Source organism: Deltaproteobacteria bacterium, assembly GCA_016183235.1.
In the GTDB taxonomy this organism is placed as follows: domain Bacteria; phylum UBA10199; class UBA10199; order DSSB01; family JACPFA01; genus JACPFA01.
Genome location: JACPFA010000043.1, coordinates 17,136 through 32,552 on the forward strand (window position 1 = coordinate 17,136; position 15,417 = coordinate 32,552).

At 43.3% G+C, this 15,417-nt stretch carries 15 protein-coding genes; 2 read left to right on the forward strand and 13 right to left on the reverse strand.

The features are described from left to right. Nucleotides 1-199: 199 nt before the first annotated feature. From HYU97_11140 to era, 9 genes are all read right to left on the reverse strand, one after another. Nucleotides 200-718 (reverse strand): gamma carbonic anhydrase family protein, encoded by a 519-nt coding sequence (locus HYU97_11140; GenBank protein ID MBI2337302.1) that lies wholly within the window; start codon nucleotides 716-718, stop codon nucleotides 200-202. Continuing rightward, complete coding sequence (gene vanZ / locus HYU97_11145; protein MBI2337303.1) at nucleotides 702-1,172, reverse strand: VanZ family protein; 471 nt, start codon at nucleotides 1,170-1,172, stop codon at nucleotides 702-704. Before vanZ ends, HYU97_11140 begins: the two co-directional genes overlap by 17 nt. Beyond that, the gene (locus HYU97_11150) at nucleotides 1,173-1,667 is read right to left on the reverse strand and encodes a bifunctional nuclease family protein (GenBank protein MBI2337304.1); all 495 of its coding nucleotides are present in this window, start codon (nucleotides 1,665-1,667) and stop codon (nucleotides 1,173-1,175) included. 7 nt (nucleotides 1,668-1,674) lie between these two features. After that, the gene (gene miaB / locus HYU97_11155) at nucleotides 1,675-3,018 is read right to left on the reverse strand and encodes a tRNA (N6-isopentenyl adenosine(37)-C2)-methylthiotransferase MiaB (GenBank protein ID MBI2337305.1); all 1,344 of its coding nucleotides are present in this window, start codon (nucleotides 3,016-3,018) and stop codon (nucleotides 1,675-1,677) included. A gap of 100 nt (nucleotides 3,019-3,118) precedes the next feature. After that, complete coding sequence (locus tag HYU97_11160; GenBank protein ID MBI2337306.1) at nucleotides 3,119-3,463, reverse strand: hypothetical protein; 345 nt, start codon at nucleotides 3,461-3,463, stop codon at nucleotides 3,119-3,121. A 143-nt stretch (nucleotides 3,464-3,606) separates the two neighbouring features. Continuing rightward, the gene (locus tag HYU97_11165) at nucleotides 3,607-3,816 is read right to left on the reverse strand and encodes a hypothetical protein (protein MBI2337307.1); all 210 of its coding nucleotides are present in this window, start codon (nucleotides 3,814-3,816) and stop codon (nucleotides 3,607-3,609) included. 550 nt (nucleotides 3,817-4,366) lie between these two features. Then, the gene (gene glnD / locus HYU97_11170; GenBank protein ID MBI2337308.1) at nucleotides 4,367-7,102 is read right to left on the reverse strand and encodes a [protein-PII] uridylyltransferase; all 2,736 of its coding nucleotides are present in this window, start codon (nucleotides 7,100-7,102) and stop codon (nucleotides 4,367-4,369) included. A gap of 84 nt (nucleotides 7,103-7,186) precedes the next feature. Beyond that, nucleotides 7,187-9,793 (reverse strand): DNA mismatch repair protein MutS, encoded by a 2,607-nt coding sequence (gene mutS / locus HYU97_11175; protein ID MBI2337309.1) that lies wholly within the window; start codon nucleotides 9,791-9,793, stop codon nucleotides 7,187-7,189. A gap of 2 nt (nucleotides 9,794-9,795) precedes the next feature. Further along, entirely contained in the window at nucleotides 9,796-10,674 is an 879-nt protein-coding gene (era, locus tag HYU97_11180) for a GTPase Era (protein ID MBI2337310.1), read from the reverse strand. 268 nt (nucleotides 10,675-10,942) lie between these two features. Here era and HYU97_11185 point away from each other — a divergent pair, with 268 nt between their 5' ends. Both HYU97_11185 and HYU97_11190 read left to right on the forward strand, forming a co-directional pair. Further along, complete coding sequence (locus HYU97_11185) at nucleotides 10,943-11,194, forward strand: hypothetical protein (GenBank protein MBI2337311.1); 252 nt, start codon at nucleotides 10,943-10,945, stop codon at nucleotides 11,192-11,194. Beyond that, nucleotides 11,191-11,580, forward strand: a complete 390-nt coding sequence (locus tag HYU97_11190; GenBank protein MBI2337312.1) for a type II toxin-antitoxin system VapC family toxin — start codon at nucleotides 11,191-11,193, stop codon at nucleotides 11,578-11,580. The genes HYU97_11185 and HYU97_11190 overlap by 4 nt, the downstream gene beginning before the upstream one ends. Here the strand turns inward: HYU97_11190 and HYU97_11195 are convergent. Genes HYU97_11195 through HYU97_11210 form a run of 4 tightly spaced genes read right to left on the reverse strand, consistent with a single transcriptional unit; the run spans nucleotide 11,543 to nucleotide 15,301 of the window. Beyond that, on the reverse strand, nucleotides 11,543-12,373 hold the full coding sequence (locus HYU97_11195; GenBank protein MBI2337313.1) for a radical SAM protein: 831 nt from the start codon (nucleotides 12,371-12,373) through the stop codon (nucleotides 11,543-11,545). The two genes, HYU97_11190 and HYU97_11195, sit on opposite strands and share 38 nt — an antisense overlap. After that, nucleotides 12,370-13,128, reverse strand: a complete 759-nt coding sequence (rnc, locus tag HYU97_11200; protein MBI2337314.1) for a ribonuclease III — start codon at nucleotides 13,126-13,128, stop codon at nucleotides 12,370-12,372. The genes HYU97_11195 and rnc overlap by 4 nt, the downstream gene beginning before the upstream one ends. Then, nucleotides 13,116-14,183 carry a tRNA 2-thiouridine(34) synthase MnmA gene (mnmA, locus tag HYU97_11205; GenBank protein MBI2337315.1) on the reverse strand — a complete coding sequence of 356 codons (1,068 nt, stop codon included), beginning with the start codon at nucleotides 14,181-14,183 and terminating at the stop codon, nucleotides 13,116-13,118. Before mnmA ends, rnc begins: the two co-directional genes overlap by 13 nt. Continuing rightward, on the reverse strand, nucleotides 14,180-15,301 hold the full coding sequence (locus HYU97_11210) for a cysteine desulfurase (protein ID MBI2337316.1): 1,122 nt from the start codon (nucleotides 15,299-15,301) through the stop codon (nucleotides 14,180-14,182). The genes mnmA and HYU97_11210 overlap by 4 nt, the downstream gene beginning before the upstream one ends. Between the last annotated feature and the right edge of the window lie 116 nt (nucleotides 15,302-15,417).

Genomic DNA, 15,417 nt, shown 5'->3' on the forward strand with positions numbered 1-15,417 from the left:
CCTCAACTCCACAGTCCCTGATCGTACTAAATCATTTAAAGTTGCTAACATGGACTTTCTGTCATTGCGAGCCCAACGGGCGTGGCAATCTCACCGGTTAGACAGAAGGGATTGCCTCACCCCGTTGGGTTCGCAATGACAGAGGGGCCCCGCTGCCGCTTCCGCGATGGCTCCACTACAGCTGCCGACCTCGTAAGTCTCACAGGTTCCTACTTACCGATTTCAAATAACTCTGCGCTAATTCATAATAATGATGGGCCGAAGCCTCTAAAAATTGAATTTCTAATTCGGTTAAATCTCGAACGACCTTGCAAGGCGACCCCAAGGCTAATACCCGAGGAGGAATAACCGTTCCTTCAGTCACCAAGGAACGGGCCCCAATCATGGCACTTTCACCAATCACACAACCATCGAGCAACACCGATCCCATCCCAATCAAGGCGCCCTTTTTGATATGACAACCGTGGATTATGCAACTATGCCCAACGGTAACTCCCGATTCAATAACAACCGGCCACTGACCGTGAGTGACGTGACACACACAGTGATCTTGGATATTAGTTAATTCACCAACCTGAATCGAATGCACATCGCCTCGAATCACCGCACCAAACCACACACTGCTGCCACACCCCAGGCTAACGTCGCCAAGCACCGTGGCATTATTAGCAATAAATACCTCCGATGAAATTTGTGGGACTTTATTTTGAAATGGCATGACGCCCATTAAATTTTTTCACCCATTGCAGCAAAATTAAAAAAGCCATGGCCCCTAAAAAAGACCCAATCGCATCGGCGATCATATCGCCATAAGAATAAAACCGGCCCGGCACAAAGTACTGATGAATCTCGTCGCCCACGCCATACAATGTACTCAAGAGGCCCGCAATGAAAATGATAGCGAGGGCTTTAAAATTGCTAGTGCCTTGGATTCCATAGGCGACTAAAAACCCCAACCCACCATAGGCCATAATGTGCAAAATTTTGTCGTTAATTTGAGCTGGGGTGGTTCGAACCCCTGAAGACAAATAAAACAGAAGTATGGCGTAAGCTAGGGCGGGAAGAAATTTTAGCAGATTAGATTGCTTCGTCGCAAAACTCCTCGCAATGACAGAACAGATGTCATTGCGAGGCCAGCCGGCCGAAGCAATCTCTCGCAATGACAGGTCCACCTACATTTTGTATTTCCCAAAATCTTCTAAAGACAAGTTTTCTAAAATTTCTGTCCATTTTTGATTTTGAGTTTTTTCACCATCGGCCTTGGAAAGATCGATGCGCCTAGATTTATCGATCACTCGCTTATCTACATAAATAGGCGCTTTGGTGCGGAGGGCTAAGGCAATGGCATCGCTGGGGCGGCTATCCATGATAAATTCTTTAATGCCCGACACGAGAAAAATCCTAGAGTAAAAAGTATTGTCGGCCAATTCATTAATTTCGACCTTAGTCACCATTACCCCCAAGGCTTGAAGGATGGATTTCATTAAATCATGAGTCATGGGCCTAGCCAATTGAATATTTTCAAGCTCGGTGGCAATCGAACTCGCTTCGATTAAACCAATCCAAATGGGCAACGCCGTTTTTTCTTCGAGATCCTTGAGAATAATAATGGGCATATTGGTAAAAGGATCAATCGTTAGCCCCGTGACTTTCATTTCAACAAGAATAAGATTGTTATCTTCCATAAGTTATAGGCTCACCCCTTAAAGAGTTGTTTTGTGCCCCGGTAATTTTAACCGAAACAAATTTGCCGACCCATTCAGGCCCCCCTTGAAAATGGACAATGCGGTTATGAGGGCTTCGGCCTTGAACGGTTTCGCCTAATTTTGAAGGCCCTTCAACCAAAACTTCTTCGATCTTTCCCACCCGGGCTAAATTTTTGCGGGCCGTGATGCTTTGTTGTAAATCTAACACCTGTTGTAGACGTGCCGCCTTTATTTCTTGAGTCACATCATCGGCAAAATATTGAGCGGCGGTTGTCTTAGGACGCGGCGAATAGACAAAACCATAAATCGAGTCGTATTCTACCTCAGTGATGAGCTGCATTGTCAACTCAAAATCTGCCGCTGTCTCCCCGGGAAAACCTACAATGATATCGGTGGTTACTGCCACATCAGGGTTGGCATCGCGTAACCGGTTTAATTTATCAAGGTATTCTTTTAAAGTATAGCCGCGATACATTCTGGCCAAAACCGCATCGGAAGCCGATTGCAAGGGAAGATGCAAATGCGGAGCCAAAATGGGATTGACCTTAAATTGCTCAATCAAGGCATCGGATAAATCTTTGGGATGAGAAGTGGTAAAGCGCAAACGTTTGAGTTGGGTTTGATCGGCAATCATACTTAAGAGCTTTGAAAAATTAACAGAATCACCTCGCTTATTTCCATATGAATTAACATTTTGGCCGAGCAACGTTACTTCTTGAACCCCTAATTGAACCAGATGCTTGGTCTCTTGAATAATATCATAAGAGTCTCGCGAGACTTCACGCCCCCGAACATAGGGAACAATACAAAACGAACAAAAATTATCACAACCCTTCATGATTGAAACAAAGGCCTTTGTTTCTGATTCGCCTTCTTGTGGAACTAGATGTAAAAATTGATAATCTTCTTTCGATTCAAATTTAACTTCGAGGGCCTGCCGACGCTTAAGCAGAAGTTCACGCAGTAATTCAGGTAATTTTTTCAGTTGATCAGGGCCCAGCACTAGATCAAGATAACCAAAATGACTCAGAAGTTTTTTCCCATCGGCCTGGGCCTGACAACCGGTGACGCCCAAGATCATTTCGGGATTTTGTAATTTCAGGCTGCGCATTCGCCCGATGTCGCTATAAAGTTTTTGCACGGGTTTTTCTCGCACACTACAGGTATTAATCAAAATCACTTGGGCACATTCGGGATCAGTGGTGGATTGATAGCCCTCCCCCTGCAAAAGCCTTGCCATTTGCAAGCTGTCTAAGTCGCTCATTTGGCAACCATAACTTTTGATATAATAATATTTGGAATTGGGATGCATAGGGAGATTGTGTCATTGCGAGCCTAGCAGGGCGAAGCAATCTACTCTGTCTAACCGGTGAGATTGCTTCGGCGGGCTTGCCTCGCAATGACAGACAAGGCTAGAAGTTTTCATCGATCTTGATGTTATCGATAATGAAGTCGATATCATTTTTATAGCCTAAACCTTCTAAGGCGCTATTAAGGTCATCTTCGTAAAGATAATTTTCGACCGTTTGTTCCAGCTGCGCCTCATCTTTTAATTCTTCTTTAAGACCCACAATCCCCTTATCGGGATTTTTGCGCATAACGCTATCGATGAAACGATTCAAGTCTTTAGCGGATTTCTTTTGCTTAGCCTCGCGGATCTTTCTCCAATTTTTCAAGTAGTGGAGGCGACAATAACCGCGGGTGGTTTGTTGATTAGAACAGCCTTCTTCTTTGCAGATTTTAATTTTGGGCGACATCTATAGTTTTTCTTGGCAAAAATTAAGCCTTTCGTCTACCAATATTTATAATACATGGTGTCATTGCGAGCCCAACGGGCGCGGCAATCTCCTCGGTTAGAGGTGAGAGCTTGCTTGACCCCGTAATAGGTTATGCAAGAGGTCTATTGGTATTTACGCAATTCTTGCTCAAACTTTTTCTTACGTTCATAGGCATTTTGACGCTCCGCGTTAATCTCGCTCATCAATTCTTTACGCATCGACTGGCGAGTAGACTTTTTCAAATAGCGCCTATCTCGGACCATCAAAAAAATAATAAACCCCACCGGAAGCAAGATTAAAAATCCATAGGTAACAATTTCGGAATAAGACATGTAATCACTCTACCGATAAATGCAAATCTACACAAGGATGCTATACAATTTTTAGCCACGTCTTTTCGAGGTAGGGAGAAGCTAATCTTCAATTCATTTACACATTGCCGTACCTAAAAAGAGAACAAAGTGACTTTGAAGGTGAGGTAGTTTCGCCGACCCGGCGCTCCATCGGCGACCCTCACGGGGCTAGCCAGCACGGAAGCCTTCCGCGTTCCCCCGCCAGAGGCGGGGGCCTCGGCTTTCCATGCCGGCTAGCCCGCGTGGGGGCCCCGCCGATTCCGCGATGGGTCGGCGAAACTACCTCACCTTCAAAGTCACTTTGTTCTCTTTTTATATCTCTTCAAATATTTGCAGAAATATGAAAATTTTTACTGAAGTTGGCTGAGGCTGGAAGGGGTTTGTCGGAAGCTTTCACCACTATGGCTATATAGCCGTGAAAGCTGAGACTTTGAGTGCGTCCGGCGGCCGTAACCGCCGGACGACACGGACCCCTGGAAGCCTCTGCCGACTTCAGTAAAAATTTTTAGGTGTGCGGGGATGACATGGTTCAGGCATGACTACTTTGGGGGATTTTTTCTGGTTCTAAGACGGCTTGCAGGCTATGGCGAATTGATTTGATTTTGCTGGCCTCCGTAATCTTTCCACCAAAAATATCTTTTACATAAAAAATGTCAGCTGCTTGATCAACCTCGGTGGAAATTTTTGAGATATCGATATAAACGCCTAACTTTTCTAAAGAAGAAATGATTTCGTAAAGCAACCCTACTCGATCGTTCGCAAAGATTTCAATAACGGTGTAATAAGCTGAAAGATCATTGTCGATATTAATTTTAGGAGGCAATTGCCGCACCACTTTTTGCATCAGTGGAGAAACCTTGGTGGCAGCGAACAATTCAGCAACTCTCACCTTGCCCAACAATACCGATTGAAGGCGCTCTTGAAAACGTTCCCATATTTTTTCGGATCTTAAGGCCAGCCCCTTAGGGTCAGTCACCCTTAAGAGTAATAATACCCCTCCCGAAGAACCCGAGTAGCTAACTAAAGATAAAATATTAATTCCACACGAGGCCAGCACCCCGGTCACACGAGACATGACTTGAAAATTTTGGTAAGTGAACAAAAATAATCGTGTCACCCCCTGTTTTTCATCTTGTTGCACCCGCAAGGTAAAAAGTTGTTCCCCCAAACTACGAATAAGTTCTAAATGCTGTTGAATGGTGGTGGGTTTGTGCACCATGTAATAACGCCTGGGTAGGGAGTTAAAAAAAGAATATTCAGCTTGTGAATTTTCGCCTTGGCAAACTTCCAAAATTTCTTGTTTGCGAGCCTCTGCCACAGCGCGAAAGTGCCGTTTGTTACGTTCGCCCTCTTTAAGGGCAGCTTTGGTTTTGAAATAAAGATTTTCTAAAAGTGAACCTTTCCACGCCGTCCAAACTTCTGGCCCCACCGCCCGAATATCTGCCCAGGTCAATAGCAATAGCAAATCAAGATTGGTGCTACTACCTAAGGTGCTGGCAAAATTTTCAACCATGCCGGTATCTTCAAGGTCACGGCGTTGCGAAAGATGAGACATGATTAAGTGGGAACGAACTAAGAAATCGACGACCTGTTGATCTTCAGGGGGATAGCCCATACGAGTCATCGCTTTTACCGCAATATCAGCCCCTCGGTTCGAATGATTACCCCCCTTCCCTTTGCCAATATCGTGAAACAAGACGCCAAGGACAAGCAAATCAGGACGGTCCACTTTTTGTAATATTTCTTTGTATTGAGGAAATTCTTCATCGTAGCCATCGCCCCACAGTTTTGACAATTCATCGACAGCCAAAATCAGATGCGTATCGACAGTAAAAAAGTGATACACATCGTGTTGAGCCTGAAATGAAATTTCCCCAAATTCAGGCAGCAAGGCCCCAAAAAAACCACATTCGTGCATAACCTTTAAAGTTTCACCCAAAAAACTCAGATTAAAAAAGATCTTACGCAATAGGGTATTAACTTCAATATCTTGGCGATAAGTATCATTGATTAAATGCAGATGGGTGCGAATCCAATATAACAAACCACCATCTAAAGGGGTTTGTAAATTTTGAAAATGGTAAAAGGCTTTTAAAATAAGGATAGGGGTTTTTTCTAAGGCAGCATAATTTTGAACAACAATTTTATGCTCTTCTTCTAAAAAGTTTTCGTCGATGCGGGGGCGAAATTTGGCGCGCAACTTTTGCACAATCCGGCGTTTACCTTTGCCTACCCGGCGTAATACCTCCGCAGAAATTTTATTCAGATTGGCCGCATGCTGATAATAGGTTTGCATGAACTGTTCGACCGCATGCCTAGCTTCAGAACCCACGAACCCCATTTTTTGCGCCACCGCCTCTTGATACTGAAATAGCAACTTGTCGGTGCAACGCCCGGACACCCAATGCAATACATTCCGGGTATGCCATAAAAATTCTAAGGCCCGGGCAATAATGTCGGCTTCTTCATTCGTGAGCAAACCTGCAAATACCCAATCATCGATTTGGCCTGATTTAAGATAAGCAATCAGCGTGTAACGAATAAGATGCCAATCTCTCAAGCCCCCTTCACTTTCTTTCACATTAGGCTCGCTTAAATAAACAGAGTTGCCAAACTTATTAATGCGATCTTTTTTCTCTTCAACCTTATGATCAAGAAAATCGCGCAAAATTTTTCGTGAACTAAAAATATTACCCATAAAAGAAAGAAACTTTTCGGCCAAAACCATATCGCCATCTAAATAACGAGCATCAAGCATGCTACTAAAAGCTTGTTGATCTTGGCGAATGATGTCGCGACAATCTTTGAGGTTGCGAGTGGCATGACCCACCGTAAGACCTGCATCCCACAAGGGGTACAACAGTTCGCTGCTTAAGAGTTTAACCTTGGCCTCACTTTTTTCACCATAGAAAAAAAGAATATCAACATCAGAATAGAGATTCATTTCTAAACGGCCATAACCCCCCTGCGCCAACAAACTAATTTTTAACTTTTCGTTATGAAATAATTTTTGACAAGCCCGCGCATAAAGCCCCCGAATGATTTGATCGATACAATAGCTATAAAATTGAACTTGCTTAAGCGCAGGCCAATCTTGTTCCATCAAGTCAAACAGAGTTTGGCGACTCATTTGCAAATAATCTTTGACCGCAACTAAGGGTTCACCCCCGATTTTAAAGGGCTTGATGTATTCTTGGTATAAGAGAGGTATTTGGTAGTTCATATTATCAATTGCCAGCAGCAATCGAGCATTTACAAAACTCATATCAATACTGGATCCCGCATCAAGTGCGGGATGACATAATGCCGTCATCCCGCACTTGATGCGGGATCCATATATGACAGATCATCATAATTTATTCTTCAGTTCATATAAATACGTCAAGGCCTGCATAGGAGTAAGTTCATTTAAATCTAATTTTTTTATTTCTGCAATAAATTGAAGATTGGTTGCCATCGTGGATCCCGGGTCCCCGGATCGGTGTCCGGGGCAGGCAAGTCCGGGATGACGGGAATTGTTAAAAAGTTCAAATTGAGATTTAGGCGGGAGTTCTTGTTCTCGAATAATCTCTAAAGCCTGCAACTTGGCTCTGGCTTTGAGCAACACGGCCTCAGGGATGCCTGCCAACCTCGCCACTTCTAATCCGTAACTACGGCTGCAAGAACCACGCAGTAATTTTCTTAAAAATAAAATCTCCCCATTCCATTCTTTAACCGCCACTTGATAATTGACAATCCCAACCACCAGCGATTCTAATTCAGTGAGTTCGTGATAATGAGTGGCAAATAAGGTGCGACATTGGGTTTGAGTGGCCAAATACTCTGCGACGGCCCAAGCAATCGCCAAGCCGTCATAGGTCGAAGTGCCACGACCAATTTCATCTAATAAGACAAGGCTCTGTTTAGAAGTTTGCTTTAAAATATGGGCTGTTTCTACCATTTCAACCATAAATGTCGACATGCCCCCGGCCAAATCATCACTCGCCCCAAGCCGGCTCATGATGCGATCGGTAATACCAATTTTGGCATAAGTGGCCGGAATAAAAGAACCCATCTGCGCCATCAACACACAAAGGGCTAACTGTCGCATGAGGGTTGATTTGCCGGCCATATTAGGGCCGGTGATTAAAAACATCCGCTCACTTTCACCATTTAATTCAAAATCGTTGGGGATAAATTTTTCAGCAGGTAGCACCCTTTCTAATACTGGGTGGCGGCTGTCTTTTAAGATAATGGATAAATCATGCGTTAATTGCGGGCAAACATAATGATAAAGTTTAGCTGCCCTCGCTAAACTAACCATAACATCAAGGTGGGCTAAACTTTGGGCAGCTAATTTAAAAGAAGGCACATATTGGCGAACCTCTTCTCTTAAGGCAATAAAAAGGGCTTCTTCTAAACGCTGCATTTTTTCTTCAGCACCTAAAATTTTATCTTCGAGGGTTTTGAGTTCTTCAGTGATGTAGCGCTCAGCGTTGGCCAAAGTTTGCTTGCGAATATAATCGGCTGGCACTTTATGTTGATGAGTGTGTGTTACCTCAAGGTAATAACCAAACACCTGATTGTATTTTATTTTCAAAGTGTTGATTCCCGTACGTTGCCGTTCTTGTTGTTCGATGTGGGCTAAGATCTGTTTGCTATCAGAACTCAAAGCATGCAATTCATCGAGCTTGGCCGAATAATTTTTTTGGAAAACACCCCCAGTTTTAAAACTAATAGGGGGCGAATCAACTAAGGCTTGTTCGAGTTTAGGGAGTAAGGCTGAAAATTGGGGGAGTTGTGCAGTAATTTTTTGCAACAATTCACTTTTATAGGGTTTGTCTAATTGAACTCGCAGCGCTTCGACTTGATGTAGGCTATCACGCAATTGAGCAAGGTCGCGGGGATGGGCATTGCCTAAGGCAATACGACCGGTGATGCGCTCTAGATCCCCCAACAAACTCGCGGTTGCAATAAAGTTTTGCGTCTGCTCCCAATCTTCTAGACATTCAGCAATGCCCTGTTGGCGCAACTCAATTGATTTTAAATCTAACAAAGGAAATAAAATCCATTTACGCAACAGGCGCGCGCCCATGGGAGTGGCGGTAAGATTGAGCACCCAAAACAAGGTGCTGGTTTCTTTTCCGGTTTGAGATTGCAGCAACTCTAAATGTTGAACAGTTCGCTCATCGATAGCCATAAATTCATGGCTGGTTAAACGATGCGCAGGCCCTAAATGCTGGAGTTCATCCACCCCTACCTGTGAAGCATATTCGAGCAAGATTTTGAAAAGCCATGCTTCATCGCCAATTTGTTGCAACAACTCGTAGGCTAACCCTATGCTTAAATCAAAGTTGGCTTCATAACCACTAGATCTTGCTTCTAAACGGCAAGTGGGGAAAAATAATAAAATGGACCTCTGTTCTTTTTCTTCGAGGCCCACGGTGATTAGTTCGCGCGGGGCTAGTTTGACTAACTCAGTGGTCAAGTCGTCATGGCTTTCAAAATTTCCAAAGATTAACTCGCCCGAAAGAATATCAACCGCAGCTAGGGCGTAGGTGTTATCTTTTTTTCCAATGGCAACTAAATAATTAGGTTCTTGAGTTTTTAAGTTTTCAAGATCATCAAAAAGCCCCGGGCTCACCACCCGAACCACTTCGCGCTTAACAATACCTTTGGCTAATTTGGGGTCTTCAACTTGTTCACAAATAGCCACCCGGCAACCATGCTTGACTAATTTGGCAATGTAATTATTAGCGCTATGAAAAGGCACCCCACACAGTGGCACACTTTCCTCTGAATTTTTATTTCGGCTGGTCAATGCAATGTTGAGGATCTTACTTGCCACCACGGCATCTTCAAAGAACATCTCGTAAAAATCCCCTAAGCGAAAAAACAAGAGGGCATCTTGGTTGGCTTGTTTAATCTCCCAATACTGTTTCATCATGGGAGTTAGGCTTTCAATACCAATGGCCATAATCAGCTTATTCCATATTCCTTGATTCTATGCGGATCGCTCGCCCAGTTTTTAACGACCTTAACATACAACTCTAAATAAATTTTACGACCCAGTAATTTTTCTAAATCTTTTCTTGCCAAAGTACCGATGCGTTTGAGGCTAAGCCCATTTTTACCAATCACCATAGCCTTTTGGCTTTCTTTTTCTACAACAATCAACCCGTGGATATGCAACGACTTTGGCCCCGGCTCGACTCGCTCAATTTCAACAGTTAAAGAATAAGGGATCTCTTGGTGTAAATATAAAAAGGCCTTTTCACGAACAATTTCACCAATGCGAAATTGCAGATCACGATCAGTGATTTGTTCCGCGGGAAAATAAGCCGGCCCTTCAGGTAGATCCCTAACAATTAATTCAAGCAAGGTTTCAACTCCATCACGACGCAAGGCCGACAAAGGAAAAACCTCTTTAGGGTGCCAAACCTGATGCACTTGTTCGATCAGCGGCAATAACTCATCTTTTTTAACCCGATCAATTTTATTGATACACACCAGGTGAATCTTTTGATGTTTTTCAACCGAGCTTACAATTTTTTGATCTTCCTCCGAGATGGGCAAACGAGGTTCGATGAGATGCAACACCACATCAGCATCTTCAATACCACTATAAGCGGTTTTCACCATGGTGACATTCATGGCTTTTTGACTCGTATGAATCCCCGGCGTATCTAAAAACACCAATTGTGCGTCTTTAAGATGCCGCACCCCCATAATTTTATGCCGCGTCGTTTGAGGTTTATGCGTCACGATCGACACCGGCTCTTGAACCATAGCGTTTAGTAAGGTCGATTTACCCACATTGGGCCGACCGACAATAGCAATAAAACCTGATTTAAACATTCACTGGTTATTACACAACCAAGACAGCATTGACAAGGATGTCCTACTCTCGTGTAATGCCTCAGTGACGGGTGGTTCGCTGTCATCCTCGCGAAGGCGGGGATCCAGAAATACTTGAAAAAAGACTGGATTCCCGCCTTCGCGGGAATGACACAACACTTTTTCCACCCGTCACTGAAGCATTACACTCTCGTGAGTAATCTGTATTGACTTATGTTTTAAAATCTATTAATTTAGATTCATAAAGTGACATTATTGGAGTCATATAATGAATCAGCTAACTTTAAGACAAATTCCAAAGGCTGTTCAAACTAATCTTAAAATCTTGACCAAACATACTGGGAAAAGTCTCAATAAAACAGTAATCGGCCTGTTAGAAAAAGCACTAGGGACTGAAGCCGGGTCTAGCAAAAAAAGGGACCTGTCTGCACTTGCGGGAACCTGGAATCATAAAGAAGCCAATCAATTCCTTAAAAACACCCAATCCTTTGAGGCAATCGACGAGGAAATCTGGAAATGAAAGTTTGTCTTGATACCAATGCCTATGTTGCTTTCAAAAGAAACCATACCTCTCTTACTAAATTTTTAGAACAAGCCGACGAGATTTACTTATCTTCCATCGTGTTGGGTGAGCTCTACGCTGGATTTCTGATGGGAAATAAAACTCAACAAAATTATGAAGAATTAGCCCAATTTTTAACTTTGCCAGGAATCTATAACCTACCCATTGACCCTTCCATTGCTGAACATTATGGTCATATTGTGCAAACCCTTCGAAAACAAGGAACCCCAATACCAACGAATGATGTTTGGATTGCTGCTTCTGCTTTTGAAGTTGGCGCACGCCTGGTAACCTATGATGATCATTTTAAAAAGGTCCCTGGGTTAACAGTTTATTCTCCATAATCCATTGGCGAAAATTGGGATGATAGGGGCCGGCTAGGATGCCCTCGCGTTCGTTGGAGGAAAATTCTAGGCCCATTTTGATAATGGGAATATTGGCCGCCGCAAATTTGGTTTGGATCTTTCGACAAGTTTGAATGGCTTGCTCCAAAGACCAAGGTTGATAAAGCCCCTTTTGATAAAGTCTGGCTAACGCGGTATTTTTTAAAACTAAGGTGGGATAAATGCGCACAAAATCAGGTTGCAATTGAATCGCCTTTTCCACGGATAATAAAGCCTCGTCCGCATCGGCACCGGGCAAACCGGGCATTAATTGCAAACCAATTTTAAACCCTCTGTTTCTTAAAATTTGCACCGCGGTGGTCACTTGCGCTGCGGTATAACCACGACCTACTTGTTTTAGCACGCCATCATCGAATGATTGCACGCCTAATTCGATAGTATTGAGCCCATAGGGTGAAATAAAATCTAAAACTTCAGGCGAGATATAATCGGGCTTGGTAGAGGCGCGGATACGATTGACCTGACCCCTTTCTATATAAGGATGTACGGCTGATAACATGTTTTCAATATCTTGAGAAGGCAGGCCAGTAAACGTGCCTCCATAAAAAGCCACCTCAACATGAGAATATTTGCCAGGATGCCGAGTGGCTAAATAAGTTTGAATTTTTTCAGAAATTTGATCGACCGAAGGCAACTGCGCTGGCGTTGCTGTAATATCTTCTTGTTGACAATATACACAATGAAAGGGGCACCCTTGAAAAGGAATAAAGATAGGAATGATGTAAGGCTTCAAGGTTGGTTGCCTGTGCTCGATTCAGCGATCTTCTCTAGGGCTTGTTTAGCCGCATTTTGCTCGGCTTCTTTTTTGCTCTTCCCTTTACCAACCCCAAAGATTTCGTTGTTCAGCAAAATATTGATCTCAAATTCTTTGTCGTGGTCGGGCCCTACTTCGCCTACCAATTTATAACGGGGGATGGCCTTATAACAAAGTTGAGCGGTTTCTTGTAAATGGGTTTTATAATCTTTATAAAAATCTTCCCCATCCATTTGAGAAAAAATATTTTCGGCAATTTTTGATAATGCCTTGAAGGCTTTTTTAAACCCACGGTCTAAATAAATAGCCCCAAATACCGCCTCCACTCCATCGGACAAAATGCTGCTCTTGGTACGCCCGCCGCCCACCTCTTCACCTTTACCAAAATAAAGGTATTGCCCAATCGCCAAATCTTGGGCCACCGTGGCTAAGGTCTTTTCGTTCACAATGGAGGCCCTAATTTTACTTAATTTACCCTCAGAACTATCGGGGAATCGTTCCATGAGTAAATGGGAGATGACTAACTCTAAAACCGCATCTCCCAAAAATTCAAAGCGCTCATTGTGCTCGGTCGATGGCCACTTATTTTCGTTGGCAAACGATTTATGCGTGAGGGCTTTTTTTAATAATTCTTTATTTTTAAAACGATAACCCAATTTTTTTTCAAATTGTTTTAACGTCTTTTTTTCTTCTCGGGTTACTTTACCCAAAGATTGCTCCTTTAAATTATCCATCCCCCACCCACTAATTCTTCCCCTTGATAAAAAACCACCACCTGTCCAGCGGTGATGGCTCGTTGTGGCTTATCAAAAACAACCCGCAACTGTTCTGGCGATTGAAACTCTAATTGAGCTCTACTTCCTTCGTGCCCATAACGAATCTTTGCCGTTACAGTACTACCTGAAGCGCAAGCCTTGAGCCATCGCACATCGGTTGCGGTTAAATAGTTTGTATACAAACTTTCGTCTTTAGCTAGTATAATATTTTTTGAAGACACATCAATCAATTTTACATAAAGTTTTTCGCCTGCTGCAACATGGGTGCCTCGGCGCTGCCCTACCGTATAATAATGAATGCCTTGATGCTCGCCCAATGGTTTGCCCGATTCGTCGACAAAAAAGCCTTTCGTACTTTTATGCTCACCTTGATAACGATCAATAAAGGAGCCATGTTCTTGATTGGGAACAAAACAAATTTCTTGGCTTTCTGCTTTGTTGCTAGTTTTCAAACCATGCTGCTCGGCAATGGCTCTCACCTCAGCCTTAGTTAAATGACCAATGGGAAAGAGAGTGTGGGCCAATTCTTCTTGCGTGATCGTAAATAAAAAATAGGATTGGTCTTTTTGTAAGTCGAGCGCCTTTAATAATTTCCAACCCTTTTGGGTTTCATCCCAGATTTTTCGCACATAATGACCGGTGGCAATAAAATCAGCCCCTAATTCGCGTGCCTTCTTATAAAAATATTCAAATTTAATCTTGTCGTTGCAACGCACGCAAGGGTTGGGAGTCTTGCCGTTTAAATATTCTTCGACAAAGCTGGCAATCACCTCTTTTTGAAATTCTGCTTTGGTATTGAAAACATAAAAGGGAATATTGAGCTGCGCACAAACCCTTCTGGCATCGGAGGCATCTTCTAAAGAGCAGCAGGTCGCTCGTTTAACTGTTTCGCTGGGTAAAGGGTCTGATAATTTCATCATGGCGCCAATGACTTCGTAACCTTGCTGTTGCAACAATAAGGCCGCCACCGAGCTATCCACCCCACCACTCATGCCAACCACAACTTTTTTCATAAACGATCCACAATGCTTTTAATTTTTTGCACCGTATATTCCATTTCTTCTATGGTATTAAACCGGCTCCAACTCAGGCGCACCGAACTCTTGGCTATTTCCATAGGATAACCCATGGCTAATAAAACATGAGAAGGTTCCATGGAGCCGGATTCACAAGCAGCCCCTGAACTAGCAGCTATTCCTTCCAAATCAAGATTCATCACGAAGGTTGGACCTTCTAAGGGAGGCAGACCAAAATTTAAGGTATGAGGCAGACTCTTTTCAAGATCTCCAAAAAAACGCACGCCTTTTATAGTTTTAAGCCCTGAAATTAAGGTTTGTTTTAATTTTAAGGCATGAGTGTGGTGTTTTTTAATATTTTCAAGTGATACTTTAAAAGATTCGTATAAGCACTTAATTCCTAATGTATTTACAGTGCCAGCCCTATGATCAGCTTCTTGCCTCCCACCTAGCAACAAACTAGGCAAGCGGTTACCCTTCCTTACATAGAGAAAGCCTACACCTTTCAGGCCGTGAAGTTTATGAGAACTCGCCACGATAAAATCTACCGAGCCATCAAGCTGGAGGGGAATTTTTCCTATGCTTTGTGCAGTATCAGAAAAAAAATACGCCCCCTTATTTTTGGCAATGGCACTTAAAACTTGAATGTCATTAATATTCCCAATCTCATTATTGGCATGCATGATGGCAACGAGTTGAGTGCGCTCATTCACCAACTCGGTTAAAGCAGCTGCATCGATTCTACCTAAAGTATCGACTGGTAAATAACTAACCGGAAAACCGGCTTCTTCTAAATGTTTGGCATTGGCCAACACCGCAGCATGCTCGAGGGGAGAAACCACCAGATGATTGCGCTTTTGCTCGGGATGCAAAAACAAACCCCGAAAGATGGTATTAATGCCCTCGGTAGCACCACTGTTAAAGACAATTTCTTCCGGCAAAACCTTTAAGCCTTGCGCCACCCCTTCACGACATTCTTCTAAAATATTTTTGGAAATACGCCCCGCCCAATGCACACTACTCGCATTGCCAAAGTCGTCTAGCCATTGGGGTAAGCGTTGTTTTAAGATAGGATCAACGGGCGTCGTAGCATTATTGTCGAGATAAATTTTCATAATTATAAAAATCTTTAAAGAGAATGGGGCGACTTTGGAGGTGACTTAGCTTTGCCGACCCATCGCGGAAGCGGCGGGGCCCCCAATGAGAGCTAGCCGTTGTGGAAAGCCGCGGC